Source organism: Moorena sp. SIO3I6 (assembly GCF_010672095.1).
In genome coordinates this window covers 1-20,866 of the sequence record NZ_JAAHHU010000109.1, presented here as the reverse complement: position 1 = coordinate 20,866, position 20,866 = coordinate 1, and the positions used below count along the sequence as shown (strand labels likewise).

Below are 20,866 nucleotides of genomic sequence, written 5' to 3'. Positions count from 1 at the left end.
AGGATGGTTGGCGAGAAGTGCTAGCGGTATCAAACAAATTAGGGATTCCAGTCCCTGCTTTTAGTGCATCCCTAGATTATTTCGACAGTTACCGACGCGATCGCTTACCCCAAAACCTGACCCAAGCACAGCGCGACTACTTTGGTGCTCATACCTACGAGCGCCTGGATAAACCCAGGGGTGAGTTCTTCCACACCGATTGGATGGGATTGAGTTCATAAGGGTAGTATAGCGTTTTTAAGTTTTGTGAGGTACAGATTTCCTGGTTTTAGGGAACAGGGAAAAAATTCTGTGTAGCTCATTAGGCTAAAAACCGCTAAAAAACCTTATTAATGATTGAGGGGCAAAGCATTTGGGCGACCATGATTTCTTTTGATTTTATTAGATCATAGACCCGATGCTTTGCCCTTGCAACTAGAGGAAAGATAACAGGGAGCAGGGAACAGCGGATCATCGGAACAGGGAACAAAAATTATCACAATTCCTACAGAAATTTCTCTAATCAAAAAATAGTTTATTAGAGCAGTATTGATAGGGCGACATCGCTTCATTACTTTACTTTAATTTAAAAATACCATTACATCCATTCCAACAGAAAAAAAATATACAATTTTTCAATCTAATCTAATTTAGATCCGTTTACCCTGATTACCAATCATTAATCTATAGCAATTATCATAGCTATGAGGTACAAAATTTCTGGATTTTAGGGAACAGGGAACAGGGAACAGGGAACAGGGAAGAGAGAATAGGGAATAGGGAATAGGGAATAGCGATGCCCTGCATCAACACAGGGAATCAACGTCAAAGAAGACTGTACCTCATAACTGCGAGAAACGCTATATATTATTAACTAGCTATGTATCAACGTTTTCAAGGATATATAGAAAATATTTTTTTAGGGATTGTAGGTGGTCTTTTAACTACTGTTATTTTAGCTTTAGTAACTCACTATTTTGTGATCGATAAAATAGCAGTTAAGCAATATAAGGCTATTATCGAATTGTTTCTTTATTAATTAATTAGTGATTTTGTATTTATTTAATAAATTAAATATAAATTTGAAAGCAAGATCATTAATTAGCTTTATAGTGATAGTTATGCTGCTAGAAGCAATTTTATTTTATGTTATTCCAACCAAAGAAATAACGATAAATAGTTCTGGCATTAATTATCTTAGCAAAGATTTTTTTAAAGGGGAAAAACTAAAAAATACTGATTACAATAAAGTTGGGATAGATGAATCAAAGGTTGGGTTTATAAAAAGCTCAGTGGATCTGAATGAATTACATATATTACTCAAAGACGTAAAATGGATAAAAAGGGAAAAAACAATAGGCTTGCAAAGAACTTATAGAGGTCGTATTTCTTATCGTATTTATTATAAAATTAATTATATTAATAATCCTAATCAATCTTTAAAAAAGTTTCAAAATGAAATAACAATGAATTCTGAAATCATCAGTTACTCATTTAAACCTGGACAGGGTATTCTATCTTTCATTATCGGATTTGTGGATACAGCCTATCTAATCAACGCAAAGGATGATTTTACCAGTGATATAGAAGAGATTGTTAGGAAGAATAAAATTGTAGAGCACATAGAGCAATTTAAAACGAAAATTATTCTATATTTTGAGCAAGATTCGCAAGAATCAAGCTAACTAGAAGCACTGGTATAAAAACGCAGGGCAAACTGCCAAAAGATCCCAGAAGCAAACAGCAATCCTAGGGCTAGAATACCGGAACCTACTACCCAAAAGGTATCACTGCGATTCAACATCACTTCTGCTGGGACTGTAGTCAGGAACGCCACTGGCACTACAAAGGTAAAGAAGAACCGATAGCTAGCCGGATAAGCTACAATGGGATACCGACCAGCTTCTAGCATACTGCGCAGAACAGCGGTGACATTGTAGATTTTGACAAACCAAATGCTCGTTGCTCCTAGCATAAACCAGATGCTGTAGAGGCTAGTCAACCCAAAACACAATGGCACTACACTTAACAGATAGTTGCTGATATCTAAGTCTAGGCGTGTACCAGCGTAGGCTATTACTATAATTGAGAAGATTAAGTCTGGTAACCCCCAAGGGCTGACACTTCGCCAAGACAGCCAGAACTGAGAACTAATGGGCTTGAGTAGGATAAAATCGAGGGTTCCTTGCTCGACGTGATCCACAATCCGGTTGAGATTGGGAATCAGGAATGTGCCAGAAAATCCCTGCAGTAATGTGAATATGCCTAGTATGACCAGCGCTTCTTCCCAATTCCAGCCAGAAAAGGTGTAGCCAGTGCGGTAAAACAAGAATAGACCAAATAGGCTACCAGCCAGGTTTCCTAGGCTGCTCAAGGTAGCGATCGCAAAATTTAGCCGATATTCCAGTTCAGCAGTGAGGGCCGTACTCCAGAACAACTGGAGTACACTAACATATCGTTTCATGTATATCTTTTCATTTGGTTGGGCTGTCGATCAAACTTGGGCTACACCCAATAGTATCCCATGGGGCTAATGTACCAACTATGCCGTATAATTGGATTTTATTATAAGGTTCTGATAAGATATAAGTTTTAACAGTTAGGTTCAACAGGATAATAATGAATAAAATCTTGGTAATTGAGGACGAGATTTTTATTCGAGAAAATCTGATCGAACTCCTTGAAATTGAAGGGTTTGACGCTTTGGGTGCTGAAAATGGTGTTGAAGGTGTACAGTTGGTTCAAAAAGAACCGCCAGATTTGATTCTGTGTGATGTAATGATGCCTGAACTAGATGGATATGGGGTATTGGAGGCACTACGACAAGATCCAGCCACAGCCAAAATTCCTTTTATGTTTCTTACAGCTAGTGCAGATCGCAGCAATATTCAGAAGATCAGAGAACTAGGCATTCATGACTATATTCTGAAGCCATTTAATGTGGATAAATTCCTGGATGTGATCTCAAATCGGCTAGCGGAAAACAAGCAAACCTAGTGGTAATCATGGCAAGTAACAACAAACAGTTGACCACAGACCATTGACTAGCACGTTCTAATCAATAATTCTGTATAAAGTTTCCGGAAAGTCTTGGAAGTATCTGGTATAATTGCCCTAACAGCCATTCAAGCTATTGATTGGGAGTCTGTGATCAAGACTCCAGAAACAAGAATTTAGCTTTGATGCATTGAAGTATCAAACAACGGTTAAGTTGTTCTGTAGTAAATGCCTTGGTTGTTAAGTAAAAGCGCTTTTAGGATTTTCCGTCAAAGCAAAGAGAGATACCTCCTCATCAATTAACAATTGGCGTGCCATACACGGCTGACCGCTATGGGGCGGAAATACTGGGTTAAATGTATCTGATGAGTTCTAAGCCATTAATCCAAGATTCAGAACCCTTGGAAAGTCGATTAAAAGAAATTCCCCTAGAACCAGGGATTTATTTAATGCGTGACCATAGCGCTAGTATTATTTACATCGGCAAATCCCGAAAATTGCGTACGCGAGTCCGTTCCTATTTCCGTGACTCCCAACCCTTGAGTCCTCGCATTGCAATGATGGTGGCACAGGTTACTGATATTGAATTCATCGTAACCGATACGGAAGCGGAAGCCCTAGCGCTGGAAGCGAATCTGATTAAGCAGCACCAACCTTACTACAACGTACTGCTCAAGGATGATAAGAAGTATCCCTATGTTGTCATTACTTGGTCAGAGGATTATCCCCGTATCTTCATTACCCGTAAGCGGCGCATGGGGAATAAACAGGATAAATACTATGGTCCCTACGTCGATGTCAAGTTATTGCGCAATACTTTAGCTCTGGTCAAACAGCTTTTCCCCATCCGGCAACGCCCTAAACCTCTGTTTAAAGACCGTCCTTGCCTTAACTATGATTTAGGTCGTTGTCCTGGTGTGTGTCAAAAACTAATCACACCGGAAGAGTACCGTCAAACCATCCAGAAAATCGCGATGGTTTTTCAAGGGCGTACTGGGGAACTAATTGAGATGCTGACGGCCAATATGGAACAAGCAGCAGAATCCCTTAACTTTGAGCTAGCAGCGCGGATTAGGGATCAGATTACTGGACTTAAGTCCCTGAGTACAGACCAAAAAGTAGCCTTACCTGACGATACTGTATCACGAGATGCGATCGCACTAGCGGCTGATCCCAAACATGCTTGCATCCAACTATTTCAGATCCGTGCTGGTCACTTAGTCGGGCGCTTGGGATTTTTTGCCGATGTAGCCCCTCAAGGGAATGGGCCAATAGAACTCGGAGCCATTTTACAACGGGTTTTAGAAGAGCATTACCAAACTGCTGATGCTGTAGAAATCCCTACAGAAATTTTGGTGCAACACCCGTTACCCGATGGGGAGATGTTGGCTGACTATTTGAGCGTGCGCAAAGGTCGAAATGTGACTATACTCACCCCCCAACGGCAAACCAAAGCTGAACTGATTGAAATGGTCAAGCGCAATGCTAACTATGAACTGGAACGCACCCAGCGATTGGTTGACCGCAACACCAAAGCCATGGAGGATTTAGCTAACATTCTTGACTTACCGGATTTACCACGGCGCATAGAAGGGTATGACATTTCCCACATCCAGGGCAGCAATGCAGTGGCTTCTCAGGTAGTATTTCTAGATGGCACACCAGCCAAGCAGCACTACCGTCACTACAAGATCAAAAATCCTAATATCACTGTCGGTCATTCCGATGATTTTGCTAGCCTTGCTGAGGTGATTCGCCGTCGCTTCAAAAAAAGTCAACTCGAACCAGAACTAGCAGATAGTATTAGCTCAACAATCAACAATCAACACTCAACAATTAACAATCAACAATCAACACTCAGAAAAGATTGGCCTGATTTGGTAATGATTGATGGCGGAAAAGGACAGCTGTCAGCAGTTGTAGCAGTATTGCAAGAGCTAAATTTACAAGAAGAAGTGCCTGTGGTAAGCTTAGCAAAACAGTACGAAGAACTATTTTTACCAGGAGAGCCATTGCCCCTAGCCACTGATCCCGAGCAACCAGGGGTGCAACTTTTGCGCAGGGTTAGAGATGAGGCTCATCGCTTTGCGGTTAATTTTCATCGGAAACAAAGAAGTAGTCAGTTACATCGTTCCCGTTTAGATGAGATTCCTGGATTAGGATTTCAGCGGCAAAAACAGCTATTGGCTCACTTTAACTCCATTGATTATATTCGCAACGCATCGGTTAAACAGCTTGCAGAAGTACCAGGCATTGGTTTGCGTTTATCTCAGGAAATTTATCACTACTTCCACCCATAAATAGACCAGACCTCTTGAGAAAGTCTATTTTATCACCACTGCTAGACTTTGAGAGGTCAGCAAACAGAGGAAAATGTTAGACAAAAACTGAGGCAACAACTCAAACAAAAACTGAAACAATCTAGTCTAATCTGTCAATTAGCCCGAAGATATAAACCTTGCGGTATCAATCTCTAAGTAGGTTGACTCTGTAATTAGTTTGAATCAAGGGACTTGCAGATTTTGCGTTCCCGTAGCGGCTCCAAGGGAGCACCGTTTTCTGTGGACTTTCTTTATGTGGGGATACTCTTAAACCGTCATTAATCGGGATAAACCCGTACAAAACGGTCAAGGTGCATTTTATTGTGGTCTAAGTGAGGAATGGTCATACAGCAATTGGAGTTAAGCCTGCCATTCATCTATTTAGACGTTCCTGGCATCCCGACCAGGAGTTGCTTGAAAGCCTGAGCAAAGCTCATGTTTGGAGTCAAGCCAACCAAGCTCAACTGCATCTAGCAGACTCAGCCCCATTCCTTCCAAGAAACGCGCGGTACGGCGCAACAATACTGCCTGCACCTCGGTCTTGTTCATGTACCGGGTTATTTCCTTATCCGTACCTCTGTTAAGGATATTTTTGGCAGCATTGTGGTCAGACTGTAACACGACCCCATTAAACCTGGTGAAATTGTCCCCGTTTCTTTTGCCCAATAGGGTTCCAGTCACGGAGTCAACTTGCGACGTGTAACTAGGCTGAACTTCTGTTACAACCGACCCAGTCCAATTAGCCCATTTTTCTAAGGAGTCCCGCATTTGACCCTTCATCCAGCTATTAAGCTTGCGAGACATGGCTTTTGACTGGCGTTTATTTCGGATTGGTTGTGTTAAATCTTCTGCAAAGACTTTTAGTGCTTCTCCCTTGAAAAGAGACTTTGAAGCCGCTCCTATAATTGCCGTTAGTTCTGATTGATTTTTTCTGTAACGGCGATTTTCTGTTTTTCTGGTTAGGTTATTTTTGAATATTCGAGCCGACTTAGCTGGGTCTAATTTTTCTAGTTTTCTATGGAGCGCCCAAAGCTTGCCCCTGTTCCGGTTCTTTGCACATATACGATCAGATTTTTTAGTGGTTACTTTTCCTAGTTCTTTTCCGTGAGCCTGACCGTCTGAGTCATAGAAAGCTTCAGTATATCCCTTGTCTACCCCAATGGCTCGGCGGTCGGGAGGAATCTCTACAGTCCCATAGTCTACTAGGAAATAAATCTCAATTTTTTTCAGAATTTGATTGTATATCAGTCTAATCTGGCCTTTTATTTTCCGATTAGATCTAACAACTATTTTGTTCCTTTTTCCTCTTTTTAAACCAGCTAACTCCAATTGATAGGTATTGCGGGAGAGCCTTTTGCATTTATATCCTCCCTGTTGATAAATTATCTGATTTTTGACCCAAGAATGTCCCCGCTGAAACTCTTTTCTGATCAGTCGGTGAAGGAGTGGACTGTCCAGGAAGGCTAAGGTCTTAAGCTGTTTACAAAGTTCTTTTCTGGTCTTTTGGTTTTCTTTCCCGGGAAACCTTTTGTAAATCTTTTTGACTACCGCCTCAGTACAGGCCGCTTGGCTCGCTGTAATGGCCTTAGCTACATCGCTGACAGCCCATTCCATTAATTTAGAAGGTAGTCCTAAGGATTCAGGAGTCCTAAAACTCCTAACTTCTGGGTAAGCTTTTTTCCAATCAAGTCCCCAATGACTGATACTGCCTAGCTTATTGTAGGATTCAGACCTGACGATGCCCAATTTCTTCATCGTGGACAACAACTCAAGTTCAACCGACTCAGTCATCCCCACTACAGGAACAATCTGGGTTGATATTTTCTTGGTCACTCCTACTTTTTTGGGCATCGTCAAATCTGAGTCAATTACTTTAAGGATACTCTAGCGCTAGCAAAATGTCAATGTCCATTTTATGATATTAAATACCGATTTATACCTATTTTTAGGGGTTTAATTGCTGGGCTGAATCGGTGACTAAATTATCTGATTATCTATTATACATCTTATTTTATTAAAAATCAAACATGGATAGACAGTATCAGCTCAGGTCCTAATACTTTTTTAGTTAACAATTTTTAAGTTATATTAAGAATGAAGCCACAAAAATTATCCTTCTGCAACAAAACTACCCAACACTACCAGTAACAGGGGAATAACCATGACCCGAAACACTTTAGATGAACACAGATCTCAGCGGAATGGCTCTGGCACTATCACTGAGCCTAATCACCAACAGAGATCTCAGCGGAATGGCTCTGGCACTATCAGTCAGCCAGATCAGCAACCTAATCACCAAGCTAATCACCAACAGGAGGATTCAGCCTCATCATTACCCAGATCCGGGACTAGTCAATCCCAAAACTCCTTGACATTAGGAGCAGGTACTTTAGTGATGGCCATGGGTATAGGCATTATGCTGACCTTGCTAGGAATGCGATTGATCGGGACAGCTCCAAAGGTTCAAAAAACCGATTCCCCTGCTGAAACTGTTCAAACCCCTGGGGCTGTCCCCTCTGCTGAAACCCCTGGGGCTGTCCCCTCTGCTGTACCTGCTCAAACTGTTACGGTGGCAGACGTAAAAACCACCACAGTTAACCGTACCCTAGAAGTTATTGGTAGTGTTGCTGCTTTTGAGGAGATTAGGGTCAAGTCCCAAGCAACGGGTTTACAGATTAAACAGGTACTGGTTAGAGAAGGGGAATTTGTCAAGGCCGGACAAGTAATGGCACGCCTAGATAATGCTGTGCTTCAGGCACAGTTAGCTCAAGCTCAGGCAGCAGTTGCCCAAGCTGAAGCCCGTTTAGCAGAACTGAAGGCGGGGTCACGCTCAGAAGAAAAATCCCAAGCTAGAGCTCGTCTAGACCAAGCTAGAGCTCGTCTAAGGCAGGCCGAAGCTAGTATTCCTAGACAGATTGACCAAGCAAAAGCCCAAGTGGCATCTGCTGAAGCCCAGTTGAGTCTAGCTAAACGTCGCTTCGAGAGCCAGAAAAAATTGATTGCCGAGGGAGCCATCTCCCAAGACCGCTATAATGAGGTGGAAAGTCAATATTTCAGTGCTCAAGCGAATTTATCTGAAGCGCAACAACGCCTTGAGCAAGCACGAAACACCAACAGCCCAGAAATTGCCCAGTTAGAAGCCGCTGTAGTAGAAGCTCAACAGCAGCTCCAGCAAAGATTGGCTGGTTCCCGTCCAGAAGTAATTGCTCAAGCTCAAGCTCAACTGGCTAGAGAGAAGGCACAAGTCCAGTTAGTGATGGCGCAACTAAAGGATACCCAAGTGGTGGCACCAGTCAGTGGCAAAGTAGCCACTAGAAATGCCCGTGTCGGTGATATTACCTCTTCGTCAGAAAAACTCTTTACCATTATCGAAAAGGGGCGTTTGGAATTGTTATTAAGGGTACCGGAAACCCAACTGTCCCAAATTCAGATTGGGCAACCAGTAGAAATATCCTCTAGAGGAGATAGCAGCCTGAAGCTTTCTGGAACAGTACGAGAAATTGACCCGATAGTTGATCAGCAGTCTCGTCAGGCTGTGGTCAAAGTAGATTTACCCAATTCCGGTAGCTTGCGACCAGGAATGTTTTTACAAGGCTCTATCACCACCTCATCCACTACCGGTCTAACTATACCATCGAAAGCAGTCTTGCCCCAACCTGACACTAGTGCAATCGTTTACCGACTCGAAGCAGATAACACTGTTAAAGCAAAGCCAGTGGTAATGGGAGAACTCCTCCCTGATGGGCAAGTAGAAATCAAGAGTGGTTTAGCCCCAAGCGATCGCATTGTAGTCAAAGGTGCTGCTTTCCTCAAAGACGGCGATCGCGTCCAAGTCTTAGAAACTCAATAGAAGCCCTCCCATCGCCTTCAAGCCAATAACCTTCAACTATTTATAAGATGTCCTTCCACGTCTCCTCTTGGTCAATTAAAAATCCGGTTGCTACTCTGGTCATGTTCCTGGTTTTAGGAATAGTTGGTCTATTCTCCTTTAACCAGTTGGGAATTGATCAGCTTCCCAATATTGATCTTCCAGCGGTGATGGTTACTGTCACCCAGCCAGGGGCAGGACCGGCAGAACTGGAATTCCAGGTAACCAAAAAAATTGAAGATGCTGTTGCTAGCCTTGGAGATATTGACCAAATCTCCTCCACCGTTACTGATGGCAGCTCCAGCACTATTATTAATTTTGTCCTGGGAACTGATAGCAATCAGGCCACTAATGATGTACGCAATGCGGTAGCTCAAATTCGCCAAAGTTTGCCCCTAGATATCAACGAACCTATTGTCAGGCGGTTAGAATTTGCCGGGGGTTCAGTCATGACCTATGCGGTAGCTTCTGACAAACGCTCGCTGGAGGAGTTGAGTGACCTAGTTGACCGGAAAATTAGCCGTGATCTGGTGAATGTACCGGGAGTTGCCCAAATTGATCGACTCGGAGGAGTTGACCGGGAAATTCGAGTTGACCTTGACCCGGCTAGATTACAAGCCTTTGGTATCACTGCTACCCAAGTTAATGACCAAATTCGGACTTTTAATATTAACTTACCCGGTGGTCGCGGTAACATCGGCGGCGCTGAACAGAATGTCCGGACTCTCGGAAGTGCCAAGACCGTGGAAGAGTTGAAAAACTACCGTATTGTCCTCCCGGATGGCGCAAATGTTACCCTTTCCAGTTTGGGAAAGGTTACAGACGGCTTTGGTGATCTTAGGAAAGCTGCCTATCTCAATGGGGAGTCAGTGGTAGCCTTTTCTGTACTGCGGAGCAGTGGTAGCAGTTTAGTCTCGGTGGAAGAAGGGGTTAGCAAAGCTGTTGAACAACTAAAAACTACCCTCCCAGAGGATATCGAACTGCGCTTGATCTTCACCCGTGCTGATTCAATCCGTGAGTCCTACCAAGCAACCATCGATTCCCTGGTTATCGGTTCACTACTTACCATACTCACCGTGGGGATATTTCTAAGAAATTGGCGGGTAACTCTAATTACAGCAGTAGCTCTACCTTTATCAATTATTCCCACCTTTTTGGTGATGAAATCCCTAAACTATACCCTCAACGGTATGACCCTACTGGGTTTAGCCCTAGCAGTAGGGAACTTGGTCGATGATGCCATTTGCATGATTGAAAATATCGACCAGCACTTGGATATGGGTAAGAAACCCTTGAAAGCAGCTTGGGATGGGGCGCGGGAAATTGGTTTAGCTGTAGTAGCGACCACAGCAACTATTGTCGCGGTATTTATTCCTGTAGCCTTTATGGGGGGTATCCCTGGTCAATTCTTCCAACCCTTTGGAGTAACCGTTGCTGTATCTACTATGTTTTCCACCCTAGTAGCTACAACAATGACACCGATGCTGAGCGCTTATTTGCTCAAGCCAAAATCAAAAGCATTGAAGGTTGACAAGTTGTTCGCGAAGCGTGGCCTTTTGGCCAAGGTTGAAAGTTGGCAAAATAACCATCAACCCAATAACCTTCAACCCAATAACCTTCAACCCAATAACCTTCAACCCAATAACCTTCAACCCAATAACCTTCAACCCAATAACCTTCAACCCAATAACCTTCAACCCAATAACCTTCAACCTGCAACCGAACAACCTGCAACCGAACAACCTGCAACCGATAAGAGCCGGCGCATACAACCTTATCGAGGTCTATTAACCTGGGCGTTGAAGCACCGGATTACCACGATGTTGATAGCTGTAGCTTTTTTCATCGGTAGCTTGCAGCTTGTACAGTTTATTCCCAAGGGTTTGTTTAGTAATGGGGATACTGGAGTCAGTACGATATCCATTGAGCTGCCACCGGGGTCTGAGCTGAATGAAACCATAGAGGTCATTCAAGAAACAAATCGGTTGTTGCAGTCAAACCCAGCTGTGGAAAATGTTCTGGCCAGTGCTGGAGATGATGGTGTAAATTCTGCTATTGTATACGCCAAACTCTTACCCAAAGACCAACGGGAACTCTCTCAAAGAGAATTTGGCCAGGAGATGCGTGAGGATTTCCAGAAAATACCTGGCGCGAGGGTTAGATTCCGTAGTCAAGGGGCTCGAGGCTCTAACCAGGATTTATCAATTATCCTCAAGAGTGAAAATGGTGAACTGCTGTCCCAAACCGCCCAAGCTCTAGAAAAACAGATGCGTCAAATTCCTGGTTTAGTGGAAGTTACCTCTAGTGAAAGTCTAGTTAAACCAGAAATTGTGATTGTACCTAACCCTGCCCGTGCTGCAGATTTAGGAGTGTCTGTTCAAGCGATCGCACGCACTGCCTCTTTAGCCCTAATTGGAGATCTTGAGTCAAATCTGGCTAAATTTGACTTACCTGACCGACAAATTCCGATTCGTGTTCAACTTGACCCAGCATCCAGGGATGACATCGAAACCCTTAAAAATCTGCGGGTTCCCAGTCAAAATGGTACTTTAGTACCGATTGCTGCCGTAGCTGATATCCGTTTAGGGAGTGGACCTGCCCAGATTGACCGCTTTAATCGTTCTCGTCAGGTGTCTTTGGGAGGCAACTTGCAAGGGATTTCTCTAGGAGATGCGATCGCAAAAGTTAAATCCCTACCTGCCATGAATCCCCTACCCCCTGGAGTTTCCGAGGAACCCGCTGGGGATGCCAAGATTATGCGAGACATATTCAGTCGATTTTTCAGCGCCTTAGGGCTAGCAGTGCTGTCGATTTATGCCATTCTGGTGCTGTTGTACAACAGTTTTCTTTATCCCTTTGGGATTTTGGTGGCTTTACCCCTATCCATCGGTGGAGCCTTAATGGGACTGTTGATAGGCCAGAAGGAATTGGGACTGTTTGCCCTGATCGGAATAGTATTACTAATGGGATTGGTGACCAAAAATGCCATTCTTTTGGTAGACTTTGCCTTAGCCCATCAGCAAGAAGGGATGCCCCAGTTTAAAGCAGTGATTCAAGCTGGAGTCAGTCGCTTGCGACCGATTTTGATGACCTCCGTCTCCACCGTTGCTGGCATGATTCCCATTGCCTTGGAATGGGGAGCAGCCGGTGAAGTTCGTAGTCCGATGGCTATTGCCGTGATTGGAGGATTTACCACTTCTACTCTGCTAACCTTGGTGGTGGTGCCGGTGTTATTTACCTATGTCGATAACTTAGTTCGTTGGACAAGAAAGACCCTATTTGGAAGTAACACTCAAGATTCCCAAGACCTAGTAGAGGTTGAGGTAGAGCCTGAGCAGTATTTGAGCAATGGTACTTCTGTTGCTGCTAGTAATGGTAAATTCTAGTCTCTCGACAAATGTCTAGGTAAGCGAACAGCGATTAGCGCTACGCGCACGCTACTTGAGGTGCCGTCAGCTATCAGCCAAGGGCTGATAGCTGACGGCTGAATCCTTATGCCTAGGGTGAATAACAATTAACTATACAAAGTTTATTGTTGGTATTTTATTAATATAATGCAGATGTCAATTACCTATTGATTGTATTAACCAAAACCAATCAATCCTTCCCCTGATCAACCCATAAGTTACCCATAAGTTACCCATAAGTTATATCCCTTCCCTGATTACGAGTTTGGTTGGTGTAGTGATAGGGTGGATAGTATTCGCACCAGTCTGATGATGGTAAGATTTGAGCAAGGGGGGTGTTTGATCAATCGCGAAAATGCCAAGCACGCCAATAAAGGAAGTAAACAAGGGAGGCGGATTGTTTTAACCAATTAATATTACAAGTAAGTAATATGACAATTTCGGCACTTCGCTAAATTTAGTAACTGACTAATAATTATGACCTGTGACTATCTTGCTTGATAAATTCAAATTTATCAAGTTAACTGTCCTAAGGTGGTGGTATTAATTAGCAATTAAATAGCGATTAAGTAGGGATTAACTAAGTTATGATTACTTGAGGTGATTGGTGTAGGTTATTGGTTGAGTGGGAGCATATAATCGTGAAAGCTGTTGGGTGGCATAGTAACTGGTTGTGGAAAATTTTTTCTCTAGTTGGAGAAATTTATTTAGGTATAGCAATACTATATCCTGTCCATGTTGCTAAGGCTGATTCTATTATACCAGCCGCAGATGGAACGGGCACTAGTATTACAATTGATGGCAATGATTTGACGGTTGACGGCGGTACATTTTCCGGAGATGGATCAAATTTATTCCATAGTTTTGAAAAACTTGGTCTGAATGCAGAACAGACAGTTACGTTTCTGTCTAATCCCCAAATTCGTAATATTGTGGGTCGGGTGATTGGAGGTGAAGCGTCAATTGTTGACGGGTTAATTCGGGTTGTTGGCGGTAACTCAAATTTAGTTTTAATGAATCCAGCGGGATGGGTGTTTGGTGCTAATGCTCGGTTGAATGTCCCAGGTGATTTGACCGTAACAACAGCGAATCGGATTGGGTTTGGTGAAGACAATTGGTTCACTAGCTTTGGGTCAAATGACTATCAAACTTTAATCGGTAATCCGAAGACTTTGGCCTTTGACTCGAATCAACCAGGGAGTATTATTAATGCTGGTAAGCTGGAAGTACTAGAGGGGAATAATTTAACCGTAATCGGCGGTAGTGTGATTACTACTGGAAACGTAAGTGCTCCCAACGGAACGGTTACTCTGGCTGCGGTAGATGGTGCTAATTTAGTTAGGATTAGCCAACCAGGACACCTATTAAGTATAGAAATTGAATTACCAACGGATGCTGATGGGGAGCAGCTACCATTTACACCTCAGGATTTACCAACCTTGTTGACCGGGGGAGTTGAAGGGTTACAGACACCGATTGTGGTGAAGCCAGATGGGAAAGTAGAGCTTGCGGATTCTGGTTTACCAATAGAAAGGGGTGATGTGGTGGCTCGGGAGGTAAACGCTAAGACTGCTACACTCTCAGCTGCTAATAATCTGACTTTAGTCGAAAGCCAGCTATTTACTACTGGGGATTTGAATCTGTTGGCTGGCAATACAGTGCGATCGCATGATACTCTAGCGCGCCCCTTTATTGCTGAAGCCCTCGGCAATTTATCCATCCAGGGGAATCAAGCCATCGAGATTTCAACCTTCAATAATCAGGCTAGCGGTTTCTTCTCTGGTGGAAACATGGTACTGCGTTCCGCTAATCCCATACAAGGAAGTACTCGCTATCAAACAGGGGCTAGTTTTCGGATCGAGCAATTAGATGGTAGTCCAGGGAATTGGATTAGTCCTGATGATTCCATCATTCTAGCAAATGGTGATGTCAGTCTAGGCAACTACCAAGGCGCTTCCTTACATATTTTAGCAGGGGGTAGTGTTACCTTAGGCGAGATTGCGATTAATCCTAGTGATGACCCTAATCCTAAGATTAGTCCCACCAACTCCGATCCTTTTCTGGCTAATCTCGCCAATGTCCCTGTCTCTGACCAAAGCAATTTGGTGATTGATGGTGCTAATCAACCCACCTTAGATATTAGAGCTGGGATTGATTGGACACAACTAGGAGGCATTCCAGGAAACACCTCAGGTAATCTTGTTCCTGATTTTAGTAATACTGTTACCAGTAATTTCACCAGTGCAGATATCAAAGTTAGCGATATTACCGTAGCTCGGGATGGATTGGTCAGGTTAACCAATCAGTATCTGCCTAATACTGCATTAACCACTGGTGCAATTCAAGTTGACACCATTAAGACCGGTGGTTTAAGTAATAGTAATGATAATCCTAATTCCCCACAAATCCTGATTGACTCTCGCAGCACTATCGAAGTCACTAAGAATAATCGCTTAGATACTTCCAGCAATAATACTGGTAGCGGAGGGGATATTACCCTAATTGCTGATGGCAATAGTAAATTACCTACAAATCAACCTACTATTCAAATTCCTAGCATCGATTCATTGGGTGGGGAGAGTGCTGGTAATGTTACTTTAATTACCAGAGGTGGTGATACCTTCATCAATAGTGGGGGTAGCGGTATCAATGCTGATTCCGCATCGGGCAATGGGGGAGCGATCGCAATCACAGCTACTAACGGTAACATTACTATCAAAAATCCCATCAACAGCCCCAGCACTCTAGTTATTGATACCGATGGTCAAGTCAGTCTCGGCAATCCCGACCAACCCTTACAAGTCAGTAAAATTAAAGATGTTTTGATTACCGCTGGCGGGATTGAAGTGATTTCCCAGTTGATGGCTGAAAGCATCACTATCCAACCAAAAGACCCTAATACTACTTTGGGCATAGGGAAAGATGCTGGTGGCACCTTCCAAATCACCACAGCGAATTTGCTCAATAATCTCGCTCTAGGCACTTCCGGTACCTTAACCATTGGCAATCCTGAATTTACCGGTGATGTAAGAATCCGCAACTTTGACCTGAGTCAGGCCAATCTCAATGTTATTGTCAGAGGCGGGGATATTCACTTTCTCAGCACTGACACCAATCCTGCTGTCCAACTCGCTAATAATCAGACAGCTCAATTTATCTCTGCTGGTACCATCTTTGATAATCTGGGGACTGAAGTAACCATTGATGGGGAACAAGGGGCAGTTTTATTCGATGCTGAAAATGGATTTAGCTACGCCGATGCTAATGGTATAGATGTTCAAGTCAAAAATATTGCTGCTATTACCCGCAACAGTGGCGATATTATCCTTAACCTCCAACACCCCAATGCTGTGATTACTACCGTGGCTGGTGTGAATGGGATTAGCGCTGCTAATAATGGCAACATTAGTCTCGGACAAGATATACCTGGTACTATCACTATTGATCAACTCATCCGTGCTCAGGGCTCAGGCAATATCTCAATTGGGGAATTCAACACTAATCAAATCAATCTCAATAGCAGTGTGACATCTGGCAGTGGTAACATTAGTTTCCTCAAACCCCTTAATCTTGGTAATACTAGTGCTAATATTAGCGCTATCATCAGCAGCACTAGCGGTAACATCACTTTTGATGGCACTGTTGACGGTAATCAAGACCTGAGTGTTAATGCTGGCACTGGCACCATTGAGTTGAATCAGGCAGTGGGCAGCACTATTCCCCTAGGAGATATTACCCTAACTGCTGATGAAATTAACCTTAACGGTACAGTCCAAGGGAATGCCACCATTACGTTAGAACCATTCAGCGCTGATCAAGCGATCGCAATTGGTGGCAGTGATACCGGCAATTCATCAACCTTAGCACTAACTTCCCAAGAAATCAACCTCCTGCAAGATGGCTTTACTGCTATCACTATCGGTAATCCTAACAGTAGCGCTAACATCACCATTGCTGAAACTGGGGTCACTTTCCAAGACCCAGTAACCATTCAAGCCCCAGCCGGGTCAGGTGCCATCATTGGCAATGGCACAATTCAAGGCATAGACAATGCTTCCATTACTCTAGAGGCCAATCAAAGCATTGCAGTTGGGAACATTATCACCAATGGCTCCGATATTAAGCTTACCGCTAGCAATGGAGAGGTATTCACCGACAACCTAAACACTTTTGGTATTAGTGGGGGTGATCTGGTTATCAATGCCTTTACTACCATCAAGACTGGGGTAATTAATACTAGCGGTAGTTTTGGGGATGGCGGAAATGTGCTAATCGACCCGATTGGGGATGTGGAAGTCAGGGCGATTAATGCTCAAGGGGGAGAAAACGGTAGTGGTGGTAATGTTGATATTACCGCTGGTCGATTTTTCCGAGCTACCGATACTTTTAGCGATCGCAATCAGACCACAGCTAGTATTTCCACTAGCGGCGGAGTGGCAGGAGGGTCGGTCATCATCCGACATAATGGCGGAGCTAGTTCCATACCCTTTACCGTAGGGGATGCTACCCTCAATGGTACTGCTGGAGCCATTACCACTGGCATCGACAATGCTATTTTGCCAACGCAACGGTTTCTGGAGTCCTATACTCAGGGGAATTTTACCAGTCAGATTCAACTGATTACTCAGCTAATTACTCAGTCATCTCCTAATACTAGTAATAATACTAGTAATACTGAAGTAACCAATAGTGAGCCAGATTTACCTGAGTTACCACAGGAAATACTCCCAACAGTGATGATAGAAGAAACTGAAGCATTGTCCAAAGAAATGCTAGTCTATCAACTAGAGGATTATTTTACCAGTCAAGTCACCGGTCAAGTCACCAGTCAAGCCACCGAAGCCACCGGTCAAGGGGAGTCATCTGTTCCTGAAATTAAAACAGCAAAAGACATTCAAACAGAACTCAAGGAAATTGAACAAGTTACCGATGCTAGACCGGCACTGATCTATGTCTTTTTTCGGAATTATGGAAATTTACCAGGACGAGACGTTGTCTTGAAAACCGAATTCCTCAACATCAATCCCAATGTAATTGTAGAGCCAAAGCCTAATGCTCCGTTGGAACTGGTATTGGTAACTAGCCAAGGCAACATGATCTACAAACGGATTGCTAATACCAGCCGGGAGCAAGTGTTAGCCTTAGCTGAATCATTCCGGGATAGTGTAGCATCTCCCAGAGCAGGGGTGTTTCGACCAGAAGACTTAGCTAAATCTCAACAACTCTATCAATTACTGATTAAACCCCTCCAGAAGACATTAGATGAACAAAACATCAATAACTTGGTGTTTGTGATGGATAAAAGCTTGCAGTCTCTCCCCTTAGCAGCACTCCATGATGGCAAAAGCTTTATTGTGGAAAAATACAGTGTTGGTTTAGTCCCTAGTTTGAGCTTGACCGATACCCACTATACCGATGTCAGAAATGCGCCAGTGCTGGCGATGGGTACAGCAAAATTTGACCAGCATCGAGACTTACCCTATGTGCCCAAACTAATCCAGCATCTTGTGGATACTTGGTCAGCTAAAGCCCTAGAAAACGACAACTTTACCGTGGCTAATCTTCAGGATGAAATTAATCATAAATCCTTTAATATCCTTCATTTAGGAACCCATGGTAAATTTCGGTCTAATGCTAGTGATTCCTACATTCAGTTCGGAAAAAAACGGTTAGGATTAGGAAAATTTGAAACCCTAGGATTAGAGCAACCACCGGTAAATTTATTGGTTTTAAGTGCTTGTGATACCGCCCTTGGCAATGAACAGTATGAATTAGGATTTGCTGGATTTGCCTATCAAGCCAAAGTGCAATCGGTTTTAGCTAGTTTGTTAGCAGTGCCTCAAAATGGAACGTTTAAACTCCTGAAGTCATTTTATGACCATTTAAATATAGTTCCTAGAAAAGCAGAAGCCTTAAGACTAGCTCAAGTCGAGATGCTTAAGGATAACAGTAATAAGAAACTATCCCATCCTTACTATTGGGCATGGTTTACTATTGTGGGGAATCCTTGGTAGTTTTAGAAGGGAGTAGGGAGTAGGGATTAGGGAATCGGGAATCGGGAGTCGGGAGTCGGGAATCGGGAGTGGAGAATAGTTGAAGAAGCGATCGCGCCCCGCGTGACCATTCGCGTAGCGTGGCCTTTTGGCCAAGGTCAATCGCATTTATCCTCCCTATCTCCCTATCTCCCTATCTCCCCATCTCCCTATCTCCCCATCTCCCCATCTCCCCACACTCCCCCAAATCAGACCTAAAGCTTCTTCTTCACAGCTGACGTAGCAGTTAAGGCACCTACAGCTAATAGACCTAATACAGTTGTTGGTTCAGGAACGGTAGCCGAGGCTCCGTCATAAAACACGGTAATGTCAAAGGTCACATTTTGATCAGCTTCTCGAAAAGCAAGAACTGCCTCACCAGGAGCAACACTTCCTGAGGTTAGCAACAGTTTTTTCATATCCTTAGAGAAGATGAGTTCGCTGAAAATATCAGAAATACTTTCCTTACTCCAGGCTGCATCTTCTTCAGCAGGAATTGTGTAGAGGATACTGGTTAAGGTCTTGTCGATGTTATTTTCAATTACTACTCTACGCCCAACATCTGTGGTAATGGAATCCCCAGTTTCACAAAAAGGAAGACAAAGTTGGGCAGTAGGTTCCTCACCAACGGGGGGCTTAACAACTACATTTTTAACTAGTGTAATTGCCTGGGCTGCACTAGACATTGCCACAGTCATCAATGCTGCTGATGCTGTAGTCATAGCTAATTTTTGAGCCATCCCTTTGGTGACAGCTAATGATGATGATAATTCAGCCATCTAAATCCCTGATTAATTTTCCTATGTCATACTACCAAACAATCTGGACATTTTTTATAAATTTTTGATAAACTTATCATGAAGCTTATCTTCAAGATTGTGAAGGCTTTTAATAATTGAGCTTGTAGGAATTCAGCTCAGAAGCGAACGCGCCCCGCGTGACCATTCGCGTAGCGTGGCTCAAAGGCCAAGGTCAATCCCATTCATCTCGCCCCGACTCCCGACTCCCGATTCCCTACTCCCTACTCCCTACTCCCTACTCCCTACTCCCTACTCCCTACTCCCTACTTATGGATACAAACGCCGCTGAATTACAAGAAAAAATTCGCCAACAATTTGATTTTGGCCCCTATCCCAGAATTCCCATCGACCGCTCCCCAAAAAAGCAGCTAAGCTTACTTTATTTCCATAATTTAATTACTCCCTATTATTTAAGAAATCACCAAGTCATTAATCCAGACCAGAAAGTTATATTAGATGCTGGCTGTGGCACGGGATACGGCACATTAACCTTAGCAGAAGCTAATCCCGGAGCCAAAATTATTGGGATTGATATCTCGGATCAGTCTCTGGATTTAGCCCGTAAACGCTTAAGCCATTATGGATTTGAAGAGGCAGAATTTCATCAGCTTTCTATTTATGACTTACCTAGCAATGGTTGGGAATTTGATTATATTAATTGCGACGAGCTACTGTATTTATTTCCTGATCCAGCCGTTGCCCTGAAAGCCATGAAAGCGGTTTTGAAGCCTGAGGGAATTATTCGCAGCAATCTACACAGTAAGCATCAGCGTCATTTGTATTTTCGAGCCCAAGAAGTCTTCCATCTGATGGGATTATTTGATGACAATCCTGAAGATATGGAAATTGAAATTGCTTTAGATACGATGAAAGCGTTAAAAAATAATGTTGATCTAAAAGCTCAAACCTGGAATCATAAATATGAGGGAGAAGACGGAAAAGAGAGAGTTTTAATGAACTATCTTTTCCAAGGGGATAAAGGCTACACTATTCCTGATTTATTCGCTGGCTTAAGAGAGGCTAATCTAGAATTTATCAGTATGGTTCATTGGCGACAATGGGATTTAATGAGTCTATTCAAAGAACCAGATAATTTGCCAGTGTTTTTAGCGATGAGCTTGCCAGATATTTCTGTGGAAGACCGACTGCATTTGTTTGAGCTATTACATCCTGTTCATCGGCTCCTGGATTTCTGGTGTGGACACCCGGACCAAGGCCAATCCTTTACCCCAATTTCCGAGTGGACAATGTCCGATTGGCAGAAGGCTAAAGTACATCTCCATCCTCAGCTGAATATACTAGACGTTAAACAAGACATGCTCAAAGCTATTACTGAATTACAGCCTTTTGAAATCAGTAGGTATCTGCCAGTGAGTGGAGTTCAATCTCTGGTAGACAGTGCCGTTGCCTCTTGTCTATTACCCCTATTCGATTCCCCTCAGTCGATGCCATCTTTAGTAGA

At 43.3% G+C, this 20,866-nt stretch carries 13 protein-coding genes and 1 pseudogene; 9 read left to right on the top strand and 5 right to left on the bottom strand.

All coding sequences use genetic code 11. From position 1 onward, the window contains the following. A pseudogene (locus F6K49_RS25065) lies at positions 1–221 on the top strand (NADP-dependent phosphogluconate dehydrogenase); the annotation flags it as partial. Between the two features lie 165 nt (positions 222–386). On the opposite strand, the gene F6K49_RS25060 reads toward F6K49_RS25065, so the two are convergent. Continuing rightward, positions 387–551 carry a hypothetical protein gene (locus F6K49_RS25060; RefSeq protein ID WP_293019167.1) on the bottom strand — a complete coding sequence of 55 codons (165 nt, stop codon included), beginning with the start codon at positions 549–551 and terminating at the stop codon, positions 387–389. Positions 552–859: 308 nt separating this feature from the next. Between F6K49_RS25060 and F6K49_RS25055 the strand changes: the two genes are divergently transcribed. Further along, complete coding sequence (locus F6K49_RS25055) at positions 860–1,018, top strand: hypothetical protein (RefSeq protein WP_293019168.1); 159 nt, start codon at positions 860–862, stop codon at positions 1,016–1,018. A gap of 82 nt (positions 1,019–1,100) precedes the next feature. Beyond that, complete coding sequence (locus F6K49_RS25050; RefSeq protein WP_293101015.1) at positions 1,101–1,664, top strand: hypothetical protein; 564 nt, start codon at positions 1,101–1,103, stop codon at positions 1,662–1,664. Here F6K49_RS25050 and F6K49_RS25045 read toward each other — a convergent pair. Next, the gene (locus tag F6K49_RS25045; protein WP_293019172.1) at positions 1,661–2,443 is read right to left on the bottom strand and encodes an ABC transporter permease; all 783 of its coding nucleotides are present in this window, start codon (positions 2,441–2,443) and stop codon (positions 1,661–1,663) included. The genes F6K49_RS25050 and F6K49_RS25045 overlap by 4 nt on opposite strands. A gap of 155 nt (positions 2,444–2,598) precedes the next feature. Between F6K49_RS25045 and F6K49_RS25040 the strand changes: the two genes are divergently transcribed. Together F6K49_RS25040 and uvrC are read left to right on the top strand one after the other, a co-directional pair. After that, on the top strand, positions 2,599–2,976 hold the full coding sequence (locus F6K49_RS25040; RefSeq protein WP_293019174.1) for a response regulator: 378 nt from the start codon (positions 2,599–2,601) through the stop codon (positions 2,974–2,976). Between the two features lie 365 nt (positions 2,977–3,341). Further along, complete coding sequence (gene uvrC, locus F6K49_RS25035; protein WP_293019176.1) at positions 3,342–5,276, top strand: excinuclease ABC subunit UvrC; 1,935 nt, start codon at positions 3,342–3,344, stop codon at positions 5,274–5,276. A 402-nt stretch (positions 5,277–5,678) separates the two neighbouring features. Here the strand turns inward: uvrC and F6K49_RS25030 are convergent, their stop codons facing one another. After that, positions 5,679–7,148, bottom strand: a complete 1,470-nt coding sequence (locus F6K49_RS25030) for a transposase (protein WP_293019177.1) — start codon at positions 7,146–7,148, stop codon at positions 5,679–5,681. A 310-nt stretch (positions 7,149–7,458) separates the two neighbouring features. Between F6K49_RS25030 and F6K49_RS25025 the strand changes: the two genes are divergently transcribed. The 3 genes from F6K49_RS25025 (at position 7,459) to F6K49_RS25015 (ending at position 18,586) form a co-directional block, all read left to right on the top strand. After that, the gene (locus F6K49_RS25025) at positions 7,459–9,147 is read left to right on the top strand and encodes an efflux RND transporter periplasmic adaptor subunit (RefSeq protein WP_293019178.1); all 1,689 of its coding nucleotides are present in this window, start codon (positions 7,459–7,461) and stop codon (positions 9,145–9,147) included. 47 nt (positions 9,148–9,194) lie between these two features. Continuing rightward, a complete protein-coding gene (locus F6K49_RS25020; RefSeq protein WP_293101011.1) occupies positions 9,195–12,551 on the top strand; it encodes an efflux RND transporter permease subunit in 3,357 nt (1,118 codons plus the stop codon). A gap of 662 nt (positions 12,552–13,213) precedes the next feature. Beyond that, positions 13,214–18,586: a CHAT domain-containing protein gene (locus tag F6K49_RS25015; RefSeq protein ID WP_293101008.1), complete on the top strand. Its 5,373-nt coding sequence runs from the start codon at positions 13,214–13,216 to the stop codon at positions 18,584–18,586. On the opposite strand, the gene F6K49_RS25010 is transcribed toward F6K49_RS25015, so the two are convergent. Beyond that, positions 18,533–18,733: a hypothetical protein gene (locus tag F6K49_RS25010; protein ID WP_293101005.1), complete on the bottom strand. Its 201-nt coding sequence runs from the start codon at positions 18,731–18,733 to the stop codon at positions 18,533–18,535. The two genes, F6K49_RS25015 and F6K49_RS25010, sit on opposite strands and share 54 nt — an antisense overlap. 86 nt (positions 18,734–18,819) lie before the next feature. After that, entirely contained in the window at positions 18,820–19,383 is a 564-nt protein-coding gene (locus tag F6K49_RS25005) for a PEP-CTERM sorting domain-containing protein (RefSeq protein ID WP_293017692.1), read from the bottom strand. 158 nt (positions 19,384–19,541) lie between these two features. Between F6K49_RS25005 and F6K49_RS25000 the strand changes: the two genes are divergently transcribed. Further along, positions 19,542–20,866: class I SAM-dependent methyltransferase (locus tag F6K49_RS25000; protein WP_293101002.1), on the top strand; the 1,325-nt coding region annotated here is incomplete at its 3' end.